At 50.0% G+C, this 24256-nt stretch carries 27 protein-coding genes and 2 pseudogenes; 14 read left to right on the top strand and 15 right to left on the bottom strand.

Going from position 1 to position 24256, the window contains the following annotated elements:
- Positions 1 to 2: 2 nt before the first annotated feature.
- Positions 3 to 856: pseudogene (locus MKQ70_RS18130) on the top strand (PorP/SprF family type IX secretion system membrane protein).
- A 1239-nt stretch (positions 857 to 2095) separates the two neighbouring features.
- On the opposite strand, the gene MKQ70_RS18125 reads toward MKQ70_RS18130, so the two are convergent.
- A complete protein-coding gene (locus MKQ70_RS18125; protein ID WP_248073145.1) occupies positions 2096 to 2725 on the bottom strand; it encodes a PHP domain-containing protein in 630 nt (209 codons plus the stop codon).
- Positions 2722 to 3777 (bottom strand): helix-hairpin-helix domain-containing protein, encoded by a 1056-nt coding sequence (locus MKQ70_RS18120; RefSeq protein WP_248073142.1) that lies wholly within the window; start codon positions 3775 to 3777, stop codon positions 2722 to 2724. The genes MKQ70_RS18125 and MKQ70_RS18120 overlap by 4 nt, the downstream gene beginning before the upstream one ends.
- 133 nt (positions 3778 to 3910) lie before the next feature.
- On the opposite strand from MKQ70_RS18120, the gene MKQ70_RS41325 reads away from it, so the two are divergent.
- The 3 genes from MKQ70_RS41325 to MKQ70_RS18110 are packed head-to-tail and all read left to right on the top strand — an operon-like array spanning position 3911 to position 5609.
- Positions 3911 to 4261 carry an SDR family NAD(P)-dependent oxidoreductase gene (locus tag MKQ70_RS41325; protein WP_308199061.1) on the top strand — a complete coding sequence of 117 codons (351 nt, stop codon included), beginning with the start codon at positions 3911 to 3913 and terminating at the stop codon, positions 4259 to 4261.
- Positions 4255 to 4674 carry an SDR family NAD(P)-dependent oxidoreductase gene (locus MKQ70_RS41320; RefSeq protein ID WP_308199060.1) on the top strand — a complete coding sequence of 140 codons (420 nt, stop codon included), beginning with the start codon at positions 4255 to 4257 and terminating at the stop codon, positions 4672 to 4674. The genes MKQ70_RS41325 and MKQ70_RS41320 overlap by 7 nt, the downstream gene beginning before the upstream one ends.
- Positions 4675 to 4712: 38 nt before the next feature.
- Positions 4713 to 5609: a helix-turn-helix domain-containing protein gene (locus MKQ70_RS18110; protein WP_248073139.1), complete on the top strand. Its 897-nt coding sequence runs from the start codon at positions 4713 to 4715 to the stop codon at positions 5607 to 5609.
- 3 nt (positions 5610 to 5612) lie between these two features.
- On the opposite strand, the gene MKQ70_RS18105 is transcribed toward MKQ70_RS18110, so the two are convergent.
- Together MKQ70_RS18105 and MKQ70_RS18100 are read right to left on the bottom strand one after the other, a co-directional pair.
- Positions 5613 to 5825 carry a DUF4287 domain-containing protein gene (locus MKQ70_RS18105; RefSeq protein ID WP_248073137.1) on the bottom strand — a complete coding sequence of 71 codons (213 nt, stop codon included), beginning with the start codon at positions 5823 to 5825 and terminating at the stop codon, positions 5613 to 5615.
- A gap of 3 nt (positions 5826 to 5828) precedes the next feature.
- Positions 5829 to 6437 (bottom strand): class I SAM-dependent DNA methyltransferase, encoded by a 609-nt coding sequence (locus tag MKQ70_RS18100; RefSeq protein ID WP_248073134.1) that lies wholly within the window; start codon positions 6435 to 6437, stop codon positions 5829 to 5831.
- Between the two features lie 92 nt (positions 6438 to 6529).
- On the opposite strand from MKQ70_RS18100, the gene MKQ70_RS18095 reads away from it, so the two are divergent.
- Together MKQ70_RS18095 and MKQ70_RS18090 are read left to right on the top strand one after the other, a co-directional pair.
- Positions 6530 to 7159 carry a hypothetical protein gene (locus tag MKQ70_RS18095; RefSeq protein WP_248073132.1) on the top strand — a complete coding sequence of 210 codons (630 nt, stop codon included), beginning with the start codon at positions 6530 to 6532 and terminating at the stop codon, positions 7157 to 7159.
- Entirely contained in the window at positions 7156 to 7503 is a 348-nt protein-coding gene (locus MKQ70_RS18090; RefSeq protein WP_248073130.1) for a helix-turn-helix domain-containing protein, read from the top strand. The genes MKQ70_RS18095 and MKQ70_RS18090 overlap by 4 nt, the downstream gene beginning before the upstream one ends.
- A 46-nt stretch (positions 7504 to 7549) precedes the next feature.
- On the opposite strand, the gene MKQ70_RS18085 is transcribed toward MKQ70_RS18090, so the two are convergent.
- Positions 7550 to 7960 (bottom strand): hypothetical protein, encoded by a 411-nt coding sequence (locus MKQ70_RS18085; RefSeq protein ID WP_248073128.1) that lies wholly within the window; start codon positions 7958 to 7960, stop codon positions 7550 to 7552.
- Positions 7961 to 8550: 590 nt separating this feature from the next.
- Here MKQ70_RS18085 and MKQ70_RS18080 point away from each other — a divergent pair.
- Positions 8551 to 9726, top strand: a complete 1176-nt coding sequence (locus tag MKQ70_RS18080; protein ID WP_248073124.1) for a right-handed parallel beta-helix repeat-containing protein — start codon at positions 8551 to 8553, stop codon at positions 9724 to 9726.
- Positions 9727 to 9743: 17 nt separating this feature from the next.
- Positions 9744 to 10085, top strand: a complete 342-nt coding sequence (locus MKQ70_RS18075; RefSeq protein ID WP_248073122.1) for a HopJ type III effector protein — start codon at positions 9744 to 9746, stop codon at positions 10083 to 10085.
- Between the two features lie 42 nt (positions 10086 to 10127).
- Here the strand turns inward: MKQ70_RS18075 and MKQ70_RS18070 are convergent, their stop codons facing one another.
- From MKQ70_RS18070 to MKQ70_RS18030, 9 genes are all read right to left on the bottom strand, one after another.
- Positions 10128 to 10847, bottom strand: coding sequence for a TlpA family protein disulfide reductase (locus tag MKQ70_RS18070; protein ID WP_248073121.1), 720 nt, complete (start codon positions 10845 to 10847; stop codon positions 10128 to 10130).
- A 62-nt stretch (positions 10848 to 10909) separates the two neighbouring features.
- Positions 10910 to 11251, bottom strand: coding sequence for a DUF4369 domain-containing protein (locus MKQ70_RS18065; protein ID WP_248073119.1), 342 nt, complete (start codon positions 11249 to 11251; stop codon positions 10910 to 10912).
- Between the two features lie 10 nt (positions 11252 to 11261).
- Complete coding sequence (locus MKQ70_RS18060) at positions 11262 to 12587, bottom strand: RagB/SusD family nutrient uptake outer membrane protein (protein ID WP_248073117.1); 1326 nt, start codon at positions 12585 to 12587, stop codon at positions 11262 to 11264.
- Between the two features lie 63 nt (positions 12588 to 12650).
- Positions 12651 to 13607, bottom strand: a complete 957-nt coding sequence (locus MKQ70_RS18055; protein WP_372489990.1) for a SusC/RagA family TonB-linked outer membrane protein — start codon at positions 13605 to 13607, stop codon at positions 12651 to 12653.
- A gap of 77 nt (positions 13608 to 13684) precedes the next feature.
- Positions 13685 to 15589 (bottom strand): SusC/RagA family TonB-linked outer membrane protein, encoded by a 1905-nt coding sequence (locus MKQ70_RS18050; RefSeq protein WP_248073115.1) that lies wholly within the window; start codon positions 15587 to 15589, stop codon positions 13685 to 13687.
- Positions 15586 to 15930 (bottom strand): STN domain-containing protein, encoded by a 345-nt coding sequence (locus tag MKQ70_RS18045; protein ID WP_248073113.1) that lies wholly within the window; start codon positions 15928 to 15930, stop codon positions 15586 to 15588. Before MKQ70_RS18045 ends, MKQ70_RS18050 begins: the two co-directional genes overlap by 4 nt.
- A 176-nt stretch (positions 15931 to 16106) precedes the next feature.
- Positions 16107 to 16442, bottom strand: a complete 336-nt coding sequence (locus MKQ70_RS18040; protein ID WP_248073110.1) for a FecR domain-containing protein — start codon at positions 16440 to 16442, stop codon at positions 16107 to 16109.
- Positions 16387 to 16611, bottom strand: a complete 225-nt coding sequence (locus tag MKQ70_RS18035; RefSeq protein ID WP_248073107.1) for a FecR domain-containing protein — start codon at positions 16609 to 16611, stop codon at positions 16387 to 16389. Before MKQ70_RS18035 ends, MKQ70_RS18040 begins: the two co-directional genes overlap by 56 nt.
- Positions 16578 to 16907, bottom strand: coding sequence for a FecR family protein (locus MKQ70_RS18030; RefSeq protein ID WP_248073105.1), 330 nt, complete (start codon positions 16905 to 16907; stop codon positions 16578 to 16580). The genes MKQ70_RS18035 and MKQ70_RS18030 overlap by 34 nt, the downstream gene beginning before the upstream one ends.
- Here MKQ70_RS18030 and MKQ70_RS18025 point away from each other — a divergent pair.
- On the top strand, positions 16897 to 17232 hold the full coding sequence (locus MKQ70_RS18025) for a hypothetical protein (protein WP_248073102.1): 336 nt from the start codon (positions 16897 to 16899) through the stop codon (positions 17230 to 17232). The genes MKQ70_RS18030 and MKQ70_RS18025 overlap by 11 nt on opposite strands.
- Positions 17233 to 17310: 78 nt before the next feature.
- Here the strand turns inward: MKQ70_RS18025 and MKQ70_RS18020 are convergent, their stop codons facing one another.
- On the bottom strand, positions 17311 to 17910 hold the full coding sequence (locus tag MKQ70_RS18020; protein ID WP_248073100.1) for an RNA polymerase sigma factor: 600 nt from the start codon (positions 17908 to 17910) through the stop codon (positions 17311 to 17313).
- 115 nt (positions 17911 to 18025) lie between these two features.
- On the opposite strand from MKQ70_RS18020, the gene MKQ70_RS18015 reads away from it, so the two are divergent.
- The 5 genes and pseudogenes from MKQ70_RS18015 to MKQ70_RS17990 all read left to right on the top strand — a co-directional run bounded on the left by MKQ70_RS18015 (position 18026) and on the right by MKQ70_RS17990 (position 24217).
- Complete coding sequence (locus MKQ70_RS18015; RefSeq protein ID WP_248073098.1) at positions 18026 to 18328, top strand: hypothetical protein; 303 nt, start codon at positions 18026 to 18028, stop codon at positions 18326 to 18328.
- A 19-nt stretch (positions 18329 to 18347) separates the two neighbouring features.
- Positions 18348 to 19079, top strand: coding sequence for a GntR family transcriptional regulator (locus tag MKQ70_RS18010; RefSeq protein ID WP_248073097.1), 732 nt, complete (start codon positions 18348 to 18350; stop codon positions 19077 to 19079).
- 73 nt (positions 19080 to 19152) lie between these two features.
- Positions 19153 to 20070: an ROK family protein gene (locus MKQ70_RS18005; protein ID WP_248073095.1), complete on the top strand. Its 918-nt coding sequence runs from the start codon at positions 19153 to 19155 to the stop codon at positions 20068 to 20070.
- 3 nt (positions 20071 to 20073) lie between these two features.
- Positions 20074 to 21854 (top strand): annotated as a pseudogene (locus MKQ70_RS17995) (class I mannose-6-phosphate isomerase).
- 65 nt (positions 21855 to 21919) lie between these two features.
- Positions 21920 to 24217: a GH92 family glycosyl hydrolase gene (locus MKQ70_RS17990; RefSeq protein WP_248073088.1), complete on the top strand. Its 2298-nt coding sequence runs from the start codon at positions 21920 to 21922 to the stop codon at positions 24215 to 24217.
- The last annotated feature ends 39 nt before the right edge of the window (positions 24218 to 24256 follow it).

Raw genomic sequence — 24256 nt, 5'->3', positions numbered from 1 at the left:
CTATGAACACTAAACTTAACAGGATTTTGATGGTCTGCGCGGCCTGCTGGTGTTTTTCAACACCGGCAGCTGCCCAGCAGAATGCGCAGACTTCGCAATATCACTTTAATACAATGGTGATAAACCCCGCGTATCCCTCTACAGATAGTGCTTCGAGTGCTACGGTACAATTGCGCAACCAGTGGATGGGGGTAGAAGGGGCGCCGCAGACGGGCACTTTTACCTTTATACGCCGCTGAAAGCGTCCAATACGACGCTGGGGTTTTCGGCCATACAGGATAAAATTACGGTCTTTAAACAAACCGGCATTAATGCCAACGTATCGCAGAAAGTGAAGCTGGACGAGAACCTGTATTTGTCTATGGGGGTTAAAGTGGGGATGGAGCAAACGAAGGAAGATAATATGTCGCTGGGTACGGACGATCCGGTGTTCAGCCAGAACCAGCAGTATTGGAAGACTGATGTAGGCTTTGGTTTTATGATCTTTAACGACAAATTTCAATTGGGTTTATCATCACCATCGTTCCAGAAGTTTGATATGGGTAATTCGGTAAACAAGCTGCAATTCAAGCGGGCATTGTATTTACACGGTGCTTACCTCGCGGATATCAACGATGACTTTAAAGTGCGGCCGGGGTTGATGATACGCCAGGTGAAGGGTGCGGGCATACAGGCGGATCTGAATGCTGCTTTGTTAATCAAAAACATGATTTGGGTAGGCGGTACGTGGAGAACCGAGAAAACGATGGGTATCTTTGCACAGGTGCAGGTGAGTAAAGCCTTTCAGTTTGCCTATGCTTACGACTTTGCTTCCGCAAGGTACCTCAAAGGGGGCAATCCGGCACGCATGAGCTGATGGTAAACTATCGTTTCGGCTGGAAGAAGGGGCAGGATATCGGGATGCGTTACTTTTAGGCCGGAGTACGGCCCGGGATTGGACGGATTTACCTGGTAATATTTATAAAAATTGATTCATTATACATAAATAGTATTTCAGAAAGTTTATCTACCATAAGTTTACTCATTGATTTAAATATTCCTACGGATTAAACTGAATGTTAATTTGTAGGAATATTTTTTTATCCTTTTTTAAATCCGAACAAGAATAGCGCACGTTTATATAGTTAGACGCTGTTGTGATGTTGTTAAGCGTGCCCCGGGCAGCATACTTAAAAATGAGTAATGGGGACTTGTTCTTTGCTCGTTGCAGCATTCAAATAGTGAGTATTACTTACTGTTTCAATGACCGCTTTTCGTTTACCGGTTGAAGTTGGATGCACATATTTGATGTGAATTCACTTTATGGTAATAAAAATATTTGAGATTCGAATTAGTTGTGTCTTTTAATAGTTAACTTGGTTAATGGCCTGATAGTCCTATCGGGCCACTGTTTACTCAAATCCTTGTTAACGGTGTGAACGAAAAAGTGTTAAAAAAGTTAGGGTTCCTAATGAACTATCAGAATTTTTTTTTAGATTTGATTAAATGAAACAACTGGTTCTTGAAGTGAAGATGAAAGTAAGCAAGTGACTGCTTATTGATGTAAGAAATAGAAAAGAACATTTGAACAATACTTTGTGATAGATGTTATCTTTAAAGCGTTAGCGTTCTGAACTCATAAAAATTATAACAATCGTTCCGAAATAAAAATTTTTGTCTTAAGCTAAATTGGAGAAAAGAAGGAGCCTGATGGTCGTGTCGGGCTCCCGTTTTTTTAAGAGGCAGACAGAAGTGTAATACTTGAAAAGAGAAGTTGCAGAGAATAGTTATAATGTAAGAAGCAACCTTTATTAACGATACATCTACTGAATAAAAATTTTTGTCTTAAGCTAAATTGGAGAAAAAGAAGGAGCCTGATGGTCGTGTCGGGCTCTTGTTTTTTAAAATAATTAATCGCAGGGTGGATTGCGGCAGAACTCATAAACCGTCTTCAGCTCATATTTTTATCCACTTTGCATTACTAGTTAATTTGGAGAAGAAGCCTGATTGTCAAGTCGGGCTTTCTTTTTTAAACTCGTTTAAGATTTGCACGCTATAATTGGAAAGCCCTGCTGTTGCGAAACGGCAGGGCTTTTTTAGGTGCTTACGGTAGCGGTTATATGTTTTTCGCAGCACGTCTTGCTGCCAGGAAAGTTTCTAACTCTGCCAGCGAGAAGCTGCTGAGATTGTTCTGCTTGGCCATGCCGCCCTTACGCGCCGCCAGCGTTCCATAATAAATGTCACGATACCCGCTGATAGCATGCGCATCCGGATCGATGGATAACAGGGCGCCCTTGCTGATCGCGGAACTGATATAACTCCAGTCGATATCGAGGCGGCGGGGATGCGCATTTAATTCAATTACTACATTATTGGCCACACAAGCATCGATGATCGCTTCATGATCTACGGGATAACCATTACGGCTCAGCAACAGCCGGCCGGTCATGTGACCGAGGATAGTCGTGTATGGATTAGCGATGGCCTTCAGGAGGCGCGCCATCGCCTTTTCCTGTGGCATTTTCAGGTTGGAGTGTACCGAGGCTATCACGAGATCGAAGGTGCGGAGGATTTCGTCAGGGTAGTCGAGGCTCCCGTCGTTTAATATGTCGGCTTCAATGCTCTTGAATATTTTGAACGGCGCGAGTTTGGCGTTCAGCTCATCAATTTGTTGGTGTTGCGCGATGATGCGTTCAGGTTGCAGGCCGTTTGCGTAAAACGCAGAACGGGAGTGATCGCTGATCACCGGTATTCGAAGCCCTGTGCTTTGGCCGCAGTGGCCATGGCTTCGAGGCTTTCGAGACCATCGCTCCACTGGCTGTGGGAGTGGATAATGCCTTTAATATCTGTTACATTGATAAGTTCCGGCAGTTGCTGTTGCTGTGCCCGGGTTATCTCGTTGCCGCCTTCCCGGAGGCAGGGCTCGATAAACTGCATATTGGCCTGCGAGAATATCTCTTCTTCTGAGGATATATCTGTCGGAATGCTATTTCCTGCGGCGAAATAAAACTTCTCCAGGAAAGATTCGGTGCCGGTGGTGATGAATAACTTTTGCGCGAAGTTAGCCGGCGCACAGCCATACAGTTTTATTTTGATACCCTGCTCGTGTTGTACGAATATGGCATCGTTTGTGTTTTCGAGGATGGTAAGTCCCTGTAAGGTTTTTATTTTTTCGAGTACCAGTTCGGGTGCTACTCCTATTACTACATCTAATTCGTCGATGACGGGCTGGTTGCGGCGGAAAACGCCGGACAGTGATACGCGCGCGGGTGCAAACTGCTCCTGTAAGGCTGTTTCCAACTGTTGGGCGAAGGTTTCCAGTTCGGCATATAAATACCTTTCGCGGTTGGACAAAAAGAATTCGATGCTTTGCCGGATGCTGTCCTGCGTTTTTTGTCCGAATCCCTTTGTGAGCAACAGCCTGTTTTCATTGCAGGCGTAGAGCAGTGCACCCAGGTCTTCGATCTCCATTTCTTTCCAGATGGTGGCGATCTTTTTGGGGCCGAGGCCTTTGATACGCATCATATCCGGGATACCTGCGGGCGTTTTGGCGAGATAATCTTCCAACACTGCACTGCGGCCAGTTTCCAGCATTTCTAATACACTTTTACCGGTGGATTCACCGATGCCTTTGATGCGGAATATATCGTTCGCAGGAGTGTCCTTCAGCTGCACCGTCAGTTTTTCGATCTGGAAAGCGGCGTTGGCAAAGGATTTCGCTTTAAAGGGATTATCCCCGTGAATGTCCATGAGTTTGGCCAGTAGGGAAAAATTGTCTGCTATTGCGTAGTTATCCATGGCGGAAAGTTAGCGCTTGTGAACTTTACTGCAAAACTTTCCCGATGATTTGATTTTTACAAATAATGGATCGGATGGCACAACAATGGTCAGGGTTTTCCGGCGGATCTTTGCATTATCAAATCAAACTAAAATGAAAAGCAACAACAAAATAGCACTGGTAACCGGCGGCAGCCGTGGTTTAGGAAAAGACATGGCCCTGCGGTTAGCGGCCAGCGGCATCGATGTGATCATCACCTATCTTACTAAAGAGGCAGAAGCGCAGGCAGTAGTGGCAGACATCCGCCAACAGGGACACCGGGCGGCCTCACTCCCCCTTAACACCGGTGATGTAAAGCGCTTTCCGGACTTTATAACATCGCTGCAGGCTACCCTGGCAAAAGACTTTGGAACCGACAGGATCGATTTTCTTGTTAACAATGCCGGTATCGGCGGTTATTCACCGGTCCCGGACGTAACGGAGGCTTTTTTGACGAGTTGCTGAACATCCATTTCAAAGGTGTTTTCTTTCTCACACAGCAGCTGTTGCCCCTCCTGAATGATGGCGGTGGTATCGTGAACGTATCCAGTGGCCTGACGCGTGTGTCGGTCCCCGGATCGTCGGTGTACGCCTCGTTGAAGGGGGCGGTGGAAGTGTTTACGAGGTACCTGGCGAAGGAACTCGGCGGTCGTGGTATTCGGGCGAACGTGGTGGCGCCGGGTGCGATCATGACAGACTTTGGCGGCGGACACCTGCGCAACAATGAGCAGTTGCAGCAGATGGTGAGCAACTTCACCGCACTGGGCCGTCCTGGCGAAGCCGAAGATATTGGCGGTGTGGTGGCGTTTTTGTGTACAGATGCGGCGCGCTGGGTAAACGGTCAGCGTATCGAAGCGTCTGGCGGTATGCAGCTGTAACGTGAATAAGTGTTACATTTGATCTATACAAATTTTATATGCTCACCCGTTCGTCACTGGATGACTTTTACCGGCAGGCGGCCGTATCGCCGCCCGAAGGTACAGCCAAGGAAATAGGCCATTTCAACGTGTTTGAAACGGCAGCACTGTTCGCCAAAGCCAGTGAAGAACGGGTGATGCCCTATAGCCGGCGTGATTATTACAAAATCAGCTGGATACATGGTAAGAGCCGTGCCGAATATGCGGATAAAGTGATCGACATCGCGGAAGACGCACTGTTATTCGCCACGCCGCGGATACCTTATCACTGGGTGCCCGAAACCATGTTGCAGACGGGTATGTTCTGCATTTTTACGACAGATTTCCTGGCGCCGATGGTGTTGGAGGAGTTGCCGCTTTTTCAGCCGGGACAGGCGCCTGTGTTTGAATTGTCGGTGCAGGAGCGGGGAGAGGTAGAATACATCTTTCGAAAAATGCTGCGGGAACTCGACAGCGATTATAAATATAAATACGACCTGCTGCGCAACCTGGTGCAGGAGCTGATCCATTACGGGCAAAAGCTGCAGCCAATGTCAGTAGTAGAACAGCCGCATAATGCCGCACAAAGAATATCCACCATGTTTGTTGAATTGCTGGAACGCCAGTTCCCGCTGGACAACCCCCTTCAGCGGCTTTCCTTACGTACGCCTGCCGACTATGCAGGCCGGTTGTCGGTGCACGTAAATCATCTGAATAAAGTATTAAAAGAAATAGTGGGAAAAACGACCACGGAACTGATTACACTGCGTGTGATACAGGAAGCAAAGGTATTATTGAAGCAAACAAACTGGCCGGTGGCAGATGTGGCGTATACGCTGGGCTTCGATGACCTCGCACATTTCTCTAACTACTTTAAGAAACAGGTGGGCATGGGTCCTACGGGTTTCAGGGCGTAAAGGTTACGAAGTTTTTCCTTTAAACGTGGCGTATATGGCCATAGCATGTCCGTGCCCGAGTTCAAATTCTTCCTTTAGCCAATTAGTGATTTCAGTGGCTTTCACCACTGGTTCGCCGTTTTTCATGAACCCTTTCTTTTCGGCGAGTTGCTTAAAATCTTCGGGTGTTTTACCTGTTTTAGCTTTGATGTTATCGATGTAAGCCTGGAATGACATGCATTATTGTTTTTGAGCGATCATGACGGTGTGAATATCGTTTCCATATTGAATATGGAATTGCTGTAAGGTAATAAATCCCGCGGTGTTTAAAGCGGCTGTAATTTCTTTTTCAGGATGATGATAAAAGTACACCCTGTCGCCGGTGCTGCCTGTCTGATAGCCGGCCGTTTCGCCCGCCACAAAACTGAGATAGTAAATGCCTTTTTCCTCCAGCAATGATGCGATATCGATGAATAAACGCTGGCAATCTTCTGCGGATAGATAGGGAATGCAGAAGCCGCAGACGATACCATCGAAAGTTTGCTGCAACTGTGCGATATCCCGGCAATCGAGCACCTTAAATGATGCGGGCGGATTGTTGGCAGCCGCGAGTGCTATCATGTTCGGCGATATATCGATACCGGTGATTTGCAGGAGGGGACGTTGTTGCAACAGGTACCGGCTGATGTTTCCTGGTCCGCAGCCGGCGTCGAGAACGCGGGCGTTGCCGCTAAGCAGCGACAGTAGGGCATCATAACTCCCGTTATACAAATCGAGGGTCATGAATTTATCCTGGTAGGCCTGTGCCACTTTGTTCCAGGTGGAGAATGTTTCCTGGTAGGGGTCCATGGCGTAAAGGTACGACGGCTTTCGCGAAAAAATCTTACATTAGATGAACCCCGGTTAACCATCAGAGAGCAAAACCCACAGTGGCCATTTTTATGAATTACCGTCTTCCCGAAGAATGGGAACCTTACATTACGACTACACCGTATGTTAACGAATCAGGCATTTTTTCTTATGCAGAAGGGGAGTTGATCAAAGGGCCTTTCGGGACGTTGCTGAAAAGATGTTCCGAAGAAAATGGGTATCGCCTTTGGTTGCATGAGTTGGAGGTTAATCAGCCTTTTCAGTTTCAGTTGAGTTTTCCGAAGCCCACCGCTTCCATCATGTACATGTTAGAGGGAGAAATGGTATACCCGGATGAAGAAATGCCCCATGTTCTCGCCACGTCGGGGTTTTATTACCTGTCGTATATGCCGGTCCTCAACTTGCCGGTAATTGTGCAAGCGGGGCGGCATACATTGTTGCAGTTGGATTTGTCAGAAAAGCTGTTGGAAGTGGTAGGACTGAAGTATTACGGAACATTTGAAATATGGAACAGTCTTCAACAGGATTCATTGGATGGTTATATACGTGATGTTTGTCCTATTACGGAGCCGGTAAGGAATTTATTGCACCAGTTATTGCATTGCGATATGGAGGAGGAAGAACGGATGCTTCATCATTATGCGCGGTTTATCGATTTATTGTTGTTGTACTTTAAGCACCGGAGACGGAGCATCTGGTGAAAACGCCCGGCGGTTATCGCTTTACACAGGAAGATCGTGCGGCGGTAATTGCGGCCGGAAAGCTGCAATTGGAGAACATGGACACTTTTCTTTCTTTAGAAGAAATGGCCAGCAGTGTATTATTACATCCCAAAAAATTGAATGAAGGATTTAAGTTAATGCACGGAATGTCGTCGCAGGAGTGGGTGTTGGAACAAAAACTGCAACGTGGGCTGGAGCTGCTTAAGACAACTGATCAAACGCTGTTGCAGATCGGCTTGGAAATAGGATATGGAAGCTTGTCCTCATTTAGCAAGGCTTTTAAAAAGCGTTTCAATGTAACACCATCGTCCGTCAGAAAATAGTAAAAGCAGGCCCCGCGGAGGCCGGCTTTTGTTGATGATATCCCGTTTATGCAGCCAGGGGTAATTCCTGGGCGGTCACATTACCTGGGAGGTCGCGCACTTCGATGCGCAGGCTTACTGCGTCTGTGGTGGCGCCTGTGGCATTGTAGCTCCAAAGTTCCCCGGATTCGGGAGTTGAAATGGCCTCGCCGCTTTCCAGTGCTGTACCCTCGCCGTTCAGGAGGGTTACGGTAACGGATGCTACACGGAAGTCGTCTTTTGCCTGCACCAGTACGTAACCGTTGTTACGGAAGTCAGAGACGTCAGTTGATACAATTTCCGGGGAACTGTAAAAGTCCGAAAAGGCCATGTTGAAACCGGATGTGCCGGCAGGGGCTATGAGTGTATAAGCGGCCCTTAATTCAGGGTCCTTGATTGCGACTTTCGCATACCCGATTGCCGCTTTGAATTTTTCCATAACGGCAGTTTGTCCGGCCGTTGGTGCTTTTGTAGTAGGGGTCGGAGGCAAACTAATAATCGTTTGTCCTGCCCTTTGTCTGAATACGAGCTCGTCGCCCAGGAGCCGCTGGCCCCACGCATGATACTGTTCCTTTTTTGTTTCATAGAAAATGTTTTTGAATTAATTAAAGATTGTTTGGTGTATTCTCTAGCGCTTATCGAATTACAACACAAATATCGGTCAGCAGCTGCCCGAAAAATTTGCCAGGATGGAGGAAAAGTTGTCCAAGTTGGAGAAAATATTGACCGGTAATAGTATTTTAACAAAATGCTTCAAAGCATCTTTAAAGCATGGTGAAGACATGGTGAAAGCATGGTGAAGAGGTAGAGAAGAAGGATAATATTCCATCATGCAGGAAAAAAGCTACCTCTTAGTGAGATAGCTTCATCGGCAACTTAATTAACCGCATCTTCAACCACCCTCTCACCGGTTCATCCATCCAAAAAACACTACCCAGGCCATCGCCGTCAGCAAAACCGTACCCACAGCCGCCATGCTTTCTGTTTAATTAAAAAGATGAAACAAATGGATAAATGGTATTTTTAAATATGCGCTTTCTTGCCCTTTTACTCCTGTTTTGCCGACCTGTTTCCGCTGCTGTTTTACATATTGGCGCAGGCCAGGCGTATGCCGATATCACTGCTGCCGGTGTTGCTGCGAAGCCCGGCGATACGTTGCTGCTGCACAGCGGGGAGTATGCCGGGAATCAATCGTTGCGGCTGCAGGGCACATTTAATAAATGGATTTGCATCCTGGCGGAGAAAAATGTGGTATTTAAAGGGGGCGTTACGGCCTGGAATTGTACGGATATCGCTTATGTGCATATTGAAGGGATCACGTTTAAGGGGCAAACCGGCAACGGGGTTAATATCGATGACGGGGGCAGTTATGACACGCCTTCGCATCATCTCCGGTTGGAAAAATGTGTGTTCCGCGATATGGCTGCTACGGGTAATAACGACCTGTTGAAATTGTCCGGGGTAGATGAAATGACGATAGTGGAATGCCGCTTTGAAAATGGTGCGCAGGGTGGTAGCGGGATCGATATGGTGGGGTGTCACAATGGCCTGGTAAGGCAATGCCATTTTGAGAACATGGGGTCGAATGCAGTGCAGATGAAAGGTGGGAGCAGCGATATTCGCGTGGAGGCGTGTTATTTCAAAAACTGCGGGAGCAGGGCGATTAACCTGGGTGGCAGTACCGGCCTCCCGTTTTTCAGGCCGGCGGACGCGCGTTATGAAGCTACGCGGTTGCAGGTATACAGCTGCATCTTTATCGGGTCGGAAGTGCCGGTTGCTTTTGTGGGATGTACGCACAGCGAAGTGGTAAACAATACCATTTACAAACCCGGCCGATGGGTGATCCGTATTTTACAGGAGAATAAAGATACGGTGCGGTTTGCGAGGTGTGGTGATAATACTTTCAGCAATAATATTGTTTATGTTGACGCGCAGCTCCGCACTGCGTGCAGTGTTGATCAGGGTACGTTACCTGACCGTTTTGCATACGCCAATAACCTTTGGTACCATGAGGGAGATGTCCAATGGCGCGGTGTTGCGGGGAAGCACAGTATTACGGGCAAGTCGCCTTTATTGCGGGAAGATTTGAGTATTGGGGCGGAGAGTCCTGCTGCGGGAGCGGGCTTGCCGGTACAACAACCAAACACCGACTATAGCGGACGTTCATTTAGTAAAAACCGCTCCATCGGCGCGTATGAGTTTTAAATTCCTATTTTTGCCCGATGAAAGAACAGCTGTCCACCTTACTCGACAAACTAAAAAGAAATGCCCTCTCCTTTAAAGAGGTGCTCGAATTTATAGAAACGTATTACCAGCATCGACCTGCGGCATTTAAAAACGGCGATGCGTACAACGAGGCGACGCAGAACCAGGGAAGCGCAAAAGTGTTTTCGTTTGCCCAGTTGCAGCAGCTTAGCAAGGAAGATACATTGTACCTGTTCGCGGAACACTACCAGGCCGTGTTAAACACACCGGACGCGGCGGACCATCAGAACATCCGCCAGTTCATGCAACATGGCTGGGAAGGGATCAAATTCGAAAGCCAGGCGCTGACCGCTAAGTAATTAAAAGAGGCTATAAACACACGGTTTATAGCCTCTCCTGTTTTATTTCAACCTGGCTGCAATTGCTTCGTACAGCGCGTCTCCTCTCAATCCGCGGCCTACCACCTTCCCGTCTGCATCGAGCAGGTAGTTGTCGGGTACGGCGTTTACGCCAAACTGTTTCGCTACCGGCTCATCCCATTTCTTCAAACCTGAAACGTGATACCGGGGCATGCCGTCTTTGATGATGGCGGCTTTCCAGCGGTCGGCGTTATCGTCCAGCGAAACGCTGATGATGTTGAAGCCTTTCGCATTAAACGCTTCGAACGCTTTTACTACGTTGGGGTTTTCCGCACGGCATGGGCCACACCAGCTGGCCCAGAAATCGACCAGGGTCAGTTTGCTGCTGGTCAGTACTGTTTTCAGTTCGAGTGGGGCGCGGGCGGTGTCGTACGACAAAAAGTTCGGCATTACCGCACCGGCGATGGTTTGTGCTGCGACTTTAATACGCTCACCGAGTTCCACACCAAGAGCGGTGGCTTTCAGCTTGCTATCCAGCGCGGCGTAAAGCGGTGCGATCTTTTCATAATCGATGCGTGCACCGGCCATTTCATTCAGTTGCGTAAGCGCTACCAGTGATTTTGGGTGCTTACGGATGAAGTCAGCGTTGGCGGCGTTCAGCTCTTTTATCAAAGCGGAATACTGGTCATTGAGCGCTTTAAAGGCGGGCATTTCGCGATCTTCCTTCGTAGCTTTCATGGCCTGTATGCGCAATGCGCCCATCTTGTTCGTAATGGGACTGGTCGCATTTTTTAACGCAATGGCGTCGGCGTTTAATGGTCCGCCTACGATGCGCGCGTTTTCAGCGAGTCCTTACTGGTAAGAGTGATTTTTCCTGCTTCTATCCAGATGCGGATATTATCGCGCGGAGCGCCTTTAACATCGGCGCGGGCGGGTTTGTCGAGGCGAAGTGCGGCCGTAAATGGTGTGGTAAATTCACCGCTCAGTGTAAAGCGGCCATCTTTGGCGACGAACGGTTCCTGTTTTGCTTCGGTACCGGCGAAGCTCACTAAAGTGAGACTGTCTGTGCCTTTCCAGCCGTCTATTTTACCTACGATCGTGTAACGTTGCTGTGCAAAGCCTGTGGTGGCGGAGAGTAGTCCGATTGCCAGGAATAGTTGTTTCATTTTACTAGTTTTAATATCCATCATTCTGTCCAAGATTAGGATTTTTTTCTCTTTCTTTTCCGGGGATGGGATACAGCGCATCGGTCGTTTCCCATCCGGGTTTGTTGGCGCCGAAAATCTGGTCGGCTTTCCCCATGCGTTTTACATCGAGCCAGCGGTGGCCGAATTCACCGAACAGTTCTACATACCGTTCGTGCAGGATCGTATCTACCAGCGCGGTTTGCGTAATGTTCGGCAGGGTGTTGGCGATTAGTGAAATGCCTGCGCGTTTACGTACTTCGTCCAGGTCGGCGATGGCGCCGGGCAGGTTGTCGCGTTTGGCGCGGGCTTCGGCGCGGATCAGGTATTGTTCGGCGATGCGTAACAGTACGGTCGCTTCCTCTTTACCGCTAGTGCCCGAACCGGTCATGATTTTATATTTCCCTAAACCGAGTTTACCATCTGCGCTGGGCCTTGTCCACTTAACGAGGCGTTGGTCGCCCGCTTCAAAACTCGCCAGCAGGGTAGGGCTCAGGCGGTATTGCAGGGCTGTGCCATGGATGCTGGTACCTTCGAGTGCGTAAAGATTAGTGCCGGCATTGTTAAGATAAAAAATAGGTTCTGCAGAAGTGGTGAGCATGATGCCGCCGAGTGTGTCCAGCTTATAAAGACCGCTATTGATCAGCGTTGTGGACATTATTTCGGCTTCTGCCCAATTCTTCCTGTAAAGCAGCACGCGCGCCAGCAGTGCAGTGGCGGCATTGCTGCCAGCCCGGTTACGGGTGCCTGTTTTGGTGTATGCGACGCTACCGCCGTTGGCCACAGCATAACGCAGGTCACTTTCGATCAGTTGCCAGATGGCGGCGGTATCTGTTTCGGGTATGAGCGCGTTTATTTTATAATCAGTGCCCGTCAGCAACGGCACTTTTCCATATAGGTTTACGAGGTAGAAGTAAGACAGCGCGCGAAGGAATTTGGATTCGCTTAACAGCATTACTTTTCGCTCAGGTGTAACACCGGCAGACTTCTCCAGGTTAACGATGGCGTTATTGCACTGGTAGATGTAATTATAGAAATTACCCCATAAACTGCCGTCAATAATTGCCGTCATGGGTGCGAGGTTGTTAAGGAAGGCGGCTTCCTGGTCGGCGTTGTAGGAAGTCCTGATCAGCTCATCGGCGGTCATGCCGGCGGTGCTGCTCATGGTGCCGCTGAACGGGCCGGGGCCAAATGCATTTTGCGTGGAGGCATAAATGCCCCGGATCGCCGAACCGGCTTTATCATTATCGGCGAAAGTGGAAGCTGTGCTCAGCTGGCTGTTGGGCAACGGCACATCCACGAATTTGTCGCATCCCACTAAGAGGACCAACGCTAAACAGCTATATATAATCGATTTCATATTGATATCTCTCATTGATCTTTAAAAATTGAGTTGAAGGCCGGCTGTCACTGTACGCAAAGGCGGTGTTTTGTACAGGAATACGGTTTCCGGGTCCATACCTTTACGGTTCGTGAACGTCAGCAGGTTCTGCGCCTGTGTGTACACCTGTACAGATTGCATCTTTATTTTCCTGGCGATCGCGGAAGGAAGCGTGTAAGACAGGTTCACGTTTTTCAGGCGGAGGTAGGAGGCGTCCGTATAAAGGGCACTGGAATAACCGGCTGCATAGTTACCCTGTAATGAAGTGGAAGCGGACGTACGGGTAGTATACTTCTGCAGTTCTTTTTTATCCCCGGGAGCGCGCCACGGATCGAGGGCCAGGTACGGGAGATTGAGCAGGCCGCCGACAGGTATAATTGTGAAGCCACTGGTCATCCCCGATATCCAGTTTTGGTCAACTTGTTTCGTGAACTGTAAGAGGAAGTCAAGTTGAAATTGTTTGTATCGTATGGTGTTGTTAAGCCCGCCATAAAAATCAGGATCTTTATCGCCGAGGAACTGATAGTCGCCCGAAGAGAAGGTGCCGGTTTTATCGAAATCTTCAATGGTGAACAGGCCGGTAACCGGGTCTACACCGGTGTATCGTGCTGCCCGGATTACGTTCAGCGAGCGGCCGAGTTTATAAGTAGTGGCGTAACTGCTCTGCGCCAGTCCCGGGAAACGAAGCAGTTTGTTGGTAGGGAAGGTGATGTTGAAGTTGGAAGTCCAGCTGAAGTTTTTCCTTTTGAAGTTTTCAGCGGCTACGCTCAATTCCCAGCCTTTGTTTTCTACCATTACACCAGCAAGGTTAGCAGTCACGGTAGTGAAGCCGGTCATGCTTGGCAGCGGGTAGTTTACCAGCGGGTCGTTGGAACGGTTCTGGTAATAAGCGGTTGTAAACAGGATGCGGTCTTTCAATAAGCCTAATTCCAGCGCGACTTCCAGCTTTTTATTCATTTCCCAGTGAAGATCTGGTTTGAACAGTGCACTTGGAACAAGGGCGGTAGAATCGTCGTATGTAGGCGTAAATACTCCTACGCTGTAGGCGTCCAGTATTTGTAGTCACCGATTTTATCGTTGCCTGTTGTACCATAGCTGCCGCGAAGTTTACCAAAACTGATGACCTGGATTTCTTTCATGAAATCTTCGTTGGTAAAGATCCAGCCTGCGCCGGCTGCGGCGAAGGTAGAGAAGCGGTAGTTCGGGCCAAAGCGGCTGCTGCCATCTCTTCTGGCCGTCAGGTTCAGGAGATACTTTTCAGCGTGCACGTAGTTGACCCGGCCAAAGAACGCCTGGTACTTATAACGCGCTTCCATGCTGTTCACGGCTTTAAGACCGGTGGATGGCAGCCCGATCAGCGTTCCCAGGAATTCATCACTGGTGTATCCTTCCGCCCTGAAGCTGTAACCATTATTGTTCTGGCTCTGGAAGGTGGCGCCCACCATGGCGGTCAGCTTACCTTTGCCGATATAGGCGATATAGTCTGCCTGTGGTTCGAAGATCCAGCTGGCGAATTTACTGTTGCCGAATTGGGCGGAAGCCAGTGTGGATACGTCCAGCGGGTTGATCGATGATCTGGGGGTAAGCCGCAGTTCATCCGTTTTAATGCTGTTGTAACCCACGTTAGCACGGATGATGAGGTTTTTCAACACGGAATAAGACATGTTGACATTGCTCGTCAGGTTGTCGGAATTTGCTGTATACCTTTGCAGCATGTACGCCAGCGGGTTGTCGTTCTTGATACCCCCTTCATTCCAGGCGATGTTGCCAAGCGAATCGTACAGTTTATAGTTCGGTGGCAGCGTCAGCTTCATCGACATGTCCGAAGACGTGCTCGTGTTCTTGTTCGCGCTGAAGTTGCTGTTCACCGTCATGGTAAACTTCTGATCTTTCGAACGACTTGTTAAACTAAAACTGGCGGCCGAACGGGTGTTCGGAAATGTGCCGGGGAATATATCGGTCTGACGGTTATAACCGCCACTCACCCGGTATTGCAGTTGCTGCGTACCGCCGGAGGCAGACGCCTGGATATTTGTATAGCTGGCAGTTCCGCCGATTAATTGTTTCGTCAGGTTATTATCTCGGGTAGAATCCCATAGCAACATGTCATAGGCATTGGTTGTGTTTTTCACGATGCCGTCGTTGGCGAAAGCCTCGTTGCGCATCGCCATGTATTCTTTGGTGGTCAGCATACGTGGTAAAGCCGCGCGGCTGCCGCCGGTATTTGCGTTGATGTTAAATTGGAGCCCGCCAGCTTTAGCGCGCCGGGTGGTAACCAGGATTACGCCATTCGCGCCACGGCTACCGTAGATCGAAGTGGCATCCGCATCTTTCAGCACTTCTATACTTTCGATATCTGCTGTATTAATGCCGTTAAAAGGACTTAAACCACCGGTAGAGTTGGCGGAAATAGCCGATTGCAGCATATTGATATTTTCGTTGTTGGAAGCCATTGGTACGCCATCGATAATAAACAGCGGCTGATCGCCGGCGCCACCGCCCCAACGTTCTACCTGTGTACGGCCGCGGATTTCCACTTTATATTGTGCGCCGGGCAACCCGTTATTCGCAGTGATCACGAGGCCCGGTACCCGCCCCTGCAGCGCCGCTAACGGATTGGTATTAGGGATCATCTCCGTGTCTTTCCCACTTACTTTCGCAATATTACTCGTGCTATACCTGCGCGACGTAACGCCATACCCCTGTACAATGCTCGCATCCAGCGCGCTTACCGAGCGCACCATCGATACGGTTACATTCTTACGCGGCCCCACCCGTACTTCCTGTGTTTCGAAACCGATAAAGGTCACGATCAGTACCGCATTTGATTCCGCCTCCAGCTTAAAACGGCCGTCTGCATCGGTCATGGCTCTTACCTGTGTTCCTTTTACCTGGATGGTAGCGCCCGGCAATGGTGTACCATCGTCGGCCACGATCACACCTGTGATCTCGGGAGGGGTAGCGCAGGTACCACATATACCGGGGCGTCTTTGCGGCGCAGGATTATGTTCTGGTTTTTGATTGAATAGGCAAGGTCCCGGTCCTTCAGGATATCGCGCAGGAACGATTCCAGCGGTTGCTGTTGGGCCGACACGGATACCGGTGAGGCCTGTTGCAGCACGTCCTGCGGATAAAATACAACAAACCCGGTCTGCCTTTTAATTTCGGTAAAGATTTGCAGCAGCGGTGTGTTCTTAGTGGTCAGTGTAATGGTTTGCGCACTGCTTTTGGCTGATAAATGCAGGCTGAAAACGCACATTAGCAAGGCGGTAATTCTCATGACTCGCCAGATTTTGATTCCAGAAATAAATACCCGGTTCGGGAGGGGCACAAGGTGCCCTTTACAAAGCGCAGCGATTTGCATACTTTTGCAATGGTTTGGTTGATTAATAATAAGTCCCTCAGACTTTGTTGATATTCCAGGCCATTCAGGCCCCGGTGGCAGCCGGGGCTTCTTTATGGCAATACGACTAATTTGCGGCCTTCTTCCAGGCGAACATTCATCTTGTTTTCGTTCATGATTTCCACAATCTGCAAAAGGCTCAGGTTGCGCTGCAGTTCCCCGCTGAACTTGCGGGAGGGCACAGCTCCCATATAAGCTACATCCACATCGTACCACCTCGATAACTGCTGCATCACTTCTTTAAATGGTGCGTTATCAAAATGGAATAAGCCGTTTTTCCAGGCCAGCACCGGCTCAGTGTTCACGTGTTGCTGCACGGTAATGGCCGCATTACTAACTACCGCTTGTTCGTCGGGCGACAGCGTTACGTTGTGTACCCTGTGATACACGGATAGCGCCGGCGGTCAGGGTGGTGGTCATTTCTTTTACATCGGCATACGCCTGGATGTTAAAGCTGGTGCCGAGCACGTCTACCGCTGCGCCGTTCGGCATGGCCACGCGGAAAGGTGCTTCCGCCAGCTTCGCTACTTCGAAGTAAGCCTCGCCGGTAATGTCCACCTGCCGGCTTTTTTATTGAATGCTGTCGGGTACCGCAGGGTGGAGGCTGCGTTGAGCCACACCTTCGTGCCGTCTGGCAGTACGATCCGGAAGGTGCCACCGCGTGGGGTCGACAGCGTATTGTATTGCACGGGACCTGTGGTTTGTTCCGCTGCATATTCGAGCAGGCCGCCCTGCTGGCGGACCTGGGCGTCGGGTTGCTGCAATTGCAGTTGCCCGGTGCTGTCGAGCGTTACTTTCGAGCCGTCGGATAAGGTCAGCGTGGCCTTGTCGGTGGCGGGTGCAATGTCGGCCACGATAGCCTGCGGTGCGCGCCGGTGGCTGCCTGAGCAGCAGGCCGCCTGTTACTACCACCGCCAGCACTGCTGCTGCGGCAGTCCACCGCCAGAGGTGCCGCACCTTTGCCGGGCGCGTTTGCCGGCGGAACTGCGCAAAAGCGGCAGCTTGTTGTCCGGCCGGCACTTCATGGCCGGGCAGGTGTTCTTCCATCAGCTCTGCGAGCAACACGTCCAGTTCGGCATCGTTGGTATCCGTACGCAAAAGCGTCATGAGCTCGGCCTTTTCGGCCGCGGTACTCAAACGATCGTAATGTCTGCGCACGAGGTACGCCAGTCTGGATGATTGCATGCAAAGGGTATTTCTGGTGGAATAAAACAAGATGACAAACGGGAAGGAAGATAGGGGTAGTCGGGACGAAAATTATTTTTGATGGAGGCAGGCGAGGAGACAACCGGCGATGAACAGGGGCATTCGACCGTGCCGGGACAGGTAGGTTCTGATAGACTGAAGCGCTGCCATCATGTGTTTTTTCACTGTTTCGCGGGAGATGCCGAGTATGGCGGCAATCTCCTCATGTTTACGGCCTTCGGTGCGGCTCAGCTGGTAAACGCGTTGTTGCTGGGGTGGCAGGCGGCGTAACGCCTGGTCGATGAGGGCAGAAAGTTCCCGCATTTCGGCGCTGGCATCGGGCAGGGGCAGGTTGCCTGTCACGGGCGGGATGTTCTGGAGCAGCGTGTTTTCATGCGCCATGCGTTTAATTCCGTTGAGCACATGATTGCGGGTAAGCCGGTTAATGTATCCACCGAGATTCTGCACCTGTGGTAAGTCTGCCCTGTTCAACCACACTTTTAAAAACACTTCCTGCACCACGTCCTCCGCAATAGCGCCGGAGCCCGTCATGCGCGCCGCAAATGAATAAATAAAGTCGTGATACCGCGAAAACAGGCTGCTGAAAGCGGCTTCGTCTCCCTCCGACAGCCGCATCAGCCATTCCGGATCGTTTCCCGTAGAATCCTCCATGTCTATATTTTACCCCGATAATGGTTGACGCGACAAAATACGTAAAATTTAACGGGAGCAAAACAGCAGCCCGTTTGTCAGCTTTGATATTTATCTTCAACCCACGAAACGCGCTATGAAAGATAAACTCGCATTAATCGCCGTATTTAAAAAAGAAGTGGAAGCTGCATCCGCCGAAGCCATGTTGAGCGGCCTGCAGGTGAAATACAGAAAAGGCATGGACTCCAGCCGGGGAAAGCTATACTTCTACAGCACAGGTCCTAAATTCATTCTCACTTTTGAAACGGAGGCAGATAAAGAACGCATTCGCAGGGCGTTAGACGATGCGGGGAATTGCACGAAGTGTATGAGCCGGATTGGGATAAATGCAAGGACTAGCGGACAGCAAAAAAATATTTTCCAATATCCAAAAGTTTAGTATGTTTGAACATTCGAACATGAGTTTAAAAATAGACCATAAAAGTAAACTTCCACTCCACGTACAGGTTGAAGAACTGCTGCGAAAGCTGATCAGCGCGCCAGAGTACCAGAATGGCACCTTCCTTCCAAAGGAAGTTGAACTGGCGAACCGGCTCGGCGTTTCCCGCAATACCATCCGCCAGGCGACCAACAAACTGGAGTACGAGGGCCTGCTGGCCCGCAAGAAAGGTGTGGGCACCAAGGTGGCACAGCGCCAGCTATCTACCAGCTTGCAGGATTGGCAAAGTTTCACCAAGGAAATGTCTAAGCGCGGCATCGCGACCATGAACCTATTGCTTACACTGGGTACAGCGAAGGCGGACGAAAAGATGGCCAGCTTTTTCAATATTCCCATTAATACGCCGCTCTGCAAACTGAGCAAGTTGAAGGGTGTAGAGGGTGAGCCGATCGTTTACTTCGAAAGTTATTTCCATCCACGTATCACGCTGTCGGACACCGATGATCTGAACCGGCCGCTGTACGAACTCCTGTCCGAGAAATTCGATATCATCGTGGTACGCTCCAGTGAGCATATCAGCGCCATGGCGGCGGGTGGTGTAGCGAAGAAACTCGGGGTAGATGCTAAATTCCCGGTATTGTTCCGCGAACGTTTTGTATATGATCCGGGCGACAGGCCCATTGAATATAACGTCGGTTATTACAGGTCCGACAAGTTTACTTATTCGATAGAGATCAGGTCAGAAAGTTGATCTGTAAGTGATATCCTTTTCTTGTTCACGCAGGAAAAGGATATTTTTTTCCATTTTTAATATGTTCAAACATATGAACAATGAATATGTAATCGGTGCGGATATCGGTGGTTCACATATCACCGCAGCGCTTGTAAGTCTTCGCGATGGCGCAGTGGTGGACGAGTCCAAAGTGAAAGTAGCCGTAAACGCAGGTGCGGATGCGGCAGATATTATCAATCGCTGGACAAACGCGCTGCAACAGGTATGCGAAGCGGCCAATGGCCATGTAACGGCTATCGGTATTGCGATGCCGGGTCCGTTCGATTATCCCGCCGGTATTTCGCAGATAAGAGGCGTGGCTAAATACGAAGCCTTGTACGGCATGAACATCCGCCTGGCATTACAGGCTGCACTGGGGTTTTCCGGTGATATTTATTTCGAGAACGACGCGTCCTGCTTTGCGCTCGGCGAAGCATGGGCCGGAGAGGGATCGGGCTGCAGCCGTATGGTGGCGGTAACGTTGGGTACAGGTCTCGGCGGCACGTTCCTGCATAACAATAACATCCTGCATAGTGGAGATGGTATACCGCCGGAAGGTTACATCTATAACCTGCCTTACAAAGGCGCGATGGCGGAGGACTTTATCTCTTCCCGCTGGTTGCTGAACGAATATCACCAGCGTACCGGCGAACGCCTGAATGAAGTAAAATGCCTGGGTGAACTCGCCGAAAAGGGCGACGCTACTGCTTTGCAGCTGTTTACGGAATTAGGTACTTCTTTGGGAGAGGTGCTGTTCCCCTGGCTGTCGCAGTTCGAAGCGGAACGGATGGTGATCGGCGGTAATATCCGCAAGGCGCATCCTTACTTTTTGCCCGCGTTGCAAAGCTGCCTGCGGCAACATGGCATTCGTACTACCGTGCATATCTCCAACCGGGGTGAAAATTCTGCTTTGTCCGGTGCGGCATGGATATGCAAAGCTATTCTCAATAACAACATCAATGCGCGATAGAAAATGAATACGATCATGAATTGGAGAAAGACAAGTCAACCCCTGATGCCTGCATCTGCGGCGGAGAAACAGCTTACACCGGCAGGTGTATACGACATCTATCCTTTTGCCAGCCTGGGTGCGGGCAATATTCATTGCGGTTATGCGAGCCTGGCTAACTGGATGATGGGACAACCGGTAATACTGGTAGACGGTTACATTGGTAACGACTGGGAATACATCGGCGCTTCGCTGGAACGCGAGCTGGTGGCAGCAGGCGTAACGGTGAACGTAATATATACGGCTTCACTGATGAAATCATCAGCAGCAATAGAAGCGCTGGTAGCGCCATTCCTCGGTGAAAAAGGCAGTGTGTGGGGCAAACGCGCCACCATCAAACTGGAAGATTTTTTGAAGCCGACAAGCTGAAAAATATACAGCCCGCAGCCGAAGGTATCACCCTTATTATTGGTGTGGGTGCCGCGCTTACGGGGCTTAAAGCGCCGGTAGTATACATCGATCTGCCAAAGAACGAACTGCAATACCGCATGCGCGCCGGTACCGCCAACAACCTTGGGAAGGAGCAGCGCGACGATAATCCGGAAACGTACAAGCGTTTTTACTTTGTTGACTGGGTGGTGTTAAATGCACACAAGCAACAGATACTGCCGGCTATTGAAATTATTGCGGACGGGCAGTGGAAAGATCAGCTGACCTGGTCTACGCAGGCGGCTGTGAGCGCAGGTCTACAGCAACTGGCCACGAACGCTTTCCGGGTGCGCCCCTGGTTTGAAGCCGGTGCATGGGGAGGCGACTGGATGAAGGAAAAGATTCCGGGGCTCAATAAGGAAGAAGTGAACTATGCCTGGTCGTTCGAAATGATTGTACCTGAAAACGGGCTGGTATTCGAAAGCGACGGACAACTGCTGGAAATTGCGTTCGACTGGCTCATGATGAAAAACGCAGCACAAGTATTAGGACAGAAAGATGAGCAGCGTTTCGGTATTGAGTTCCCGATCCGCTTCGATTTCCTCGATACGTTCGATGGCGGTAACCTGTCTATTCAATGTCACCCGCGTTTGCAGTACATCCGGGAGCACTTTGGCGAAAACATCACGCAGGATGAAACCTACTACATGCTGGACTGCCGTCCGGGTGCGAAGGTGTACCTGGGTTTCCAGGACGATATTGATCCCGTTACTTTCCGCCAGGCGCTGGAAGAGAGCGTGGCAGCGAATAAGCCTATCGATATAGAAAAATATGTACAGGTGCACGAAGCGCGCAAGCACGAACTGTTCCTGATTCCGAACGGCACCGTGCACAGTTCCGGGAAAGATAACCTGGTGCTCGAGATCAGTGCTACGCCGTACATCTTCACATTTAAAATGTACGACTGGGTAAGGCTGGATCTTAACGGCAAACCCAGGCCGATCAACATCGATCACGCGTTCAAGAACCTCGACTTCAGCCGCAAGGGCGCGAAGGTGCAGGAAGAGCTGATCTCCAAACAAAGCGTGATCGCATCCGGTGCGGATTGGCAGCTGGTGCATGTACCCACGCATGCAGAACATTTTTACGATATCCATCGCATGGAATTCGATACTACCATCGATGTGCAAACCGAAGGTAAATGCCATGTGCTGATGCTGGTAGAAGGCACGTCGGTGCTCGTGGAAACCGCCAATGGAAGCCGTCACCGTTACAATTATGCGGAGACGTTTGCGATACCGGCAGCGGCGGGCGCCTATAAAATTATCAATGAAGGAGCCGCTACCGCGAAAGTGGTAAAGGCGTTTTTGAAATAACAGCAGGATCGTTTATCACACAAAAGAATTGTACGTATGAAAAAGGAAAATGGATACTCTGGGTATTGTTGCTGGCAGCAACATCCCGGGTTAGTGCGCAACAGCAGGAAGAGCTGGCAGGTTATGTAGATCCATTGATAGGAACGGCGCATTGCCGCTGGTTCCACTTTGCTCCCGGCGCCTATCCGTTTGGTATGGCGAAACCGGGTCCCTCCACGAACGGACATTACGGTAACCCGAACGGCTGGGAAGCAGTGGGCTACGATTACCGGCATACTTCCATTGAAGGGTTCCCCAATTTTCATGAGTTCCAGGTAGGCGGTGTTTCGCTGATGCCAACAAAAGGCACACTGGTAACTGTGCCCGGCGTACTGGAAGATTCCATGTCTGGCTACCGCTCCGCGTTCGATCGTGCAGATGAACATGCCACCGCGGGTTACTACTCGGTATTGCTGAAACGTTACGGCATTAAAGCAGAAGTGACCGCTACGCCCCGTGTGGCTTTTCAGCGGTTCACTTTCCCAGCCGGTACCGATTCGCATATTCTTTTCGATATCGGGAACAAGCAGGGCGAAAGCGGCGAAGTGAAAGATGCGCAGGTATACATGACACCCGACGGCCGTATCGAAGGGTATGTGATCACCTTGCCTTCGTATGTGCAGAAGTACCAGCGTGGCGCGGAAGTGGCCATGTACTTTTCGGCTGTGACAGATAAAAAGCCTGCTGCCTACGGTACGTTCCGCGGTGCTGCGCAAACTGCCGGCGCCAGGGATATCAAGGGGCAGGGGGCAGGGATGTACCTCACCTTCTCCACCACCAACAATGAAGCGGTGACGGTTAAACTGGGTTTGTCGTACACTTCTATCGAAAATGCCCGTAAGAACATGCAGGCAGAAGCGGCTTCCCTAAGCTTTGAACAGGCCAGGACGCAGTCGCGCCAGCAGTGGAACGATTACCTGGGCCGTATTAATGCAACGGGCGGTACCAAGGCGGATCTTACGAAGTTTTATACTGGTTTGTACCACGCGGTATTAGGCCGGGGACTTGCCAGCGATGTGAATGGAGCTTACCCGAAGAACACTGGCGGTGCAGGACAAATTCCTTTAAATGCTGACGGTAAACCGAAACACAACCATTATAACACGGATGCTGTATGGGGCGCCTACTGGAACCTCACGCCACTTTGGGCATTGGCTTATCCTGAGTATTACTCCGACTTCGTAAGCAGCCAGCTGCTCGTATACAACGACGCCGGCTGGCTGGGCGATGGCATCGCTTCGAGCAAATATGTTTCCGGTGTAGGTACCAATTTCGTGGGCCTTGTAATGGCAGGCGCGTATAACTATGGCATCCGCGACTTTGATGTGGCCAACGCTTATGCGGCATCATTGAAAAATGAAATCGGTTTTGAAAACAGACCCGATGGCGCCGGTAAGGAAGATGTGGAGCGCTTCCGCAAGTATGGCTATGTAGATCACATTGATCCGAAAGCGGGAGAGTGGTGCTTCTCCGGTTCGCATACACTGGAATATTCTTTCAGTGCATATGCCGTGGCGCAGTGGGCAAAGAAATTGGGTAAGAAGAACGATTACAACACGTTGCTGAAAATGTCCGGCAGCTGGAAGAACATCTTCGATAATAACTCGAAATACATGCGTCCCCGTTATGCAAACGGCAAGTTCGTAGACAATTTTAATCCGACAGAACCCTGGCGCGGATTCCAGGAAGGTAATGCAGGACAATATTCGTTTTATGTACCGCATGATCCACAGGGACTGATCGCTAAAATGGGTAAAGCGGAATTTAATAAACGCCTGGACAGCATCTTCACCGCTGCACAGAAAACCATTTTCGGTGGTGGCAATACAATCGATGCGTTTGCCGGTCTGGCTGCGCCATACAACCATGGCAACCAGCCCTGCCTGCAAATGCCCCGGATGTTTAACTACTCCGGCAAACCACATCTTACGCAAAAATGGGTAAGAGCTATCTGTAATGAATTTTACGGAACGGAAGGTGTGCATGGTTATGGTTACGGACAGGATGAAGACCAGGGACAACTGGGCGCCTGGTACGTATTGAGCGCCATCGGTTTGTTCGATGTGCAGGGCGGCGCAGCGGCGCAGCCGGAGATGCAGATCGGTTCATCCATCTTTGATAAAGTAACCATCAAACTGAATAAGAAATATTATAAAGGTGATCAGGTAGAGATTGTGACCCGCAACAACAGCGCGACCAATATCTATTTACATCGCCCGGCATTCAATGGTAAAAAACTGCAGCGCAACGCTATTCCGTTCAGCGAATTAACGAAAGGAGGCAAACTGGAGTATGACCTGTCTGACCAACCAGCCGCCTTTTAAGGCCGCGGATATTCGATAATACATTCCACATTTCATCAA

This window comes from Chitinophaga sedimenti, from assembly GCF_023156195.1.
Lineage (GTDB): Bacteria > Bacteroidota > Bacteroidia > Chitinophagales > Chitinophagaceae > Chitinophaga > Chitinophaga sedimenti.
The sequence above is the reverse complement of the archived record's forward strand: the minus strand, read 5'-3'. Positions and strand labels throughout refer to the sequence as shown.

Coding starts and splice junctions, on each gene's coding strand:
- MKQ70_RS18120 (WP_248073142.1), bottom strand. CDS start 3,777: ATGGATAACTACGCAATAGCAGACAATTTTTCCCTACTGGCCAAACTC.
- MKQ70_RS41325 (WP_308199061.1), top strand. CDS start 3,911: ATGAAAAGCAACAACAAAATAGCACTGGTAACCGGCGGCAGCCGTGGT.
- MKQ70_RS18110 (WP_248073139.1), top strand. CDS start 4,713: ATGCTCACCCGTTCGTCACTGGATGACTTTTACCGGCAGGCGGCCGTA.
- MKQ70_RS18105 (WP_248073137.1), bottom strand. CDS start 5,825: ATGTCATTCCAGGCTTACATCGATAACATCAAAGCTAAAACAGGTAAA.
- MKQ70_RS18100 (WP_248073134.1), bottom strand. CDS start 6,437: ATGGACCCCTACCAGGAAACATTCTCCACCTGGAACAAAGTGGCACAG.
- MKQ70_RS18095 (WP_248073132.1), top strand. CDS start 6,530: ATGAATTACCGTCTTCCCGAAGAATGGGAACCTTACATTACGACTACA.
- MKQ70_RS18085 (WP_248073128.1), bottom strand. CDS start 7,960: ATGGAAAAATTCAAAGCGGCAATCGGGTATGCGAAAGTCGCAATCAAG.
- MKQ70_RS18080 (WP_248073124.1), top strand. CDS start 8,551: ATGCGCTTTCTTGCCCTTTTACTCCTGTTTTGCCGACCTGTTTCCGCT.
- MKQ70_RS18075 (WP_248073122.1), top strand. CDS start 9,744: ATGAAAGAACAGCTGTCCACCTTACTCGACAAACTAAAAAGAAATGCC.
- MKQ70_RS18070 (WP_248073121.1), bottom strand. CDS start 10,847: ATGGGCGCATTGCGCATACAGGCCATGAAAGCTACGAAGGAAGATCGC.
- MKQ70_RS18065 (WP_248073119.1), bottom strand. CDS start 11,251: ATGAAACAACTATTCCTGGCAATCGGACTACTCTCCGCCACCACAGGC.
- MKQ70_RS18055 (WP_372489990.1), bottom strand. CDS start 13,607: ATGAATAAAAAGCTGGAAGTCGCGCTGGAATTAGGCTTATTGAAAGAC.
- MKQ70_RS18045 (WP_248073113.1), bottom strand. CDS start 15,930: ATGAGAATTACCGCCTTGCTAATGTGCGTTTTCAGCCTGCATTTATCA.
- MKQ70_RS18025 (WP_248073102.1), top strand. CDS start 16,897: ATGTCGGCCACGATAGCCTGCGGTGCGCGCCGGTGGCTGCCTGAGCAG.
- MKQ70_RS18020 (WP_248073100.1), bottom strand. CDS start 17,910: ATGGAGGATTCTACGGGAAACGATCCGGAATGGCTGATGCGGCTGTCG.
- MKQ70_RS18015 (WP_248073098.1), top strand. CDS start 18,026: ATGAAAGATAAACTCGCATTAATCGCCGTATTTAAAAAAGAAGTGGAA.
- MKQ70_RS18010 (WP_248073097.1), top strand. CDS start 18,348: ATGAGTTTAAAAATAGACCATAAAAGTAAACTTCCACTCCACGTACAG.
- MKQ70_RS18005 (WP_248073095.1), top strand. CDS start 19,153: ATGAACAATGAATATGTAATCGGTGCGGATATCGGTGGTTCACATATC.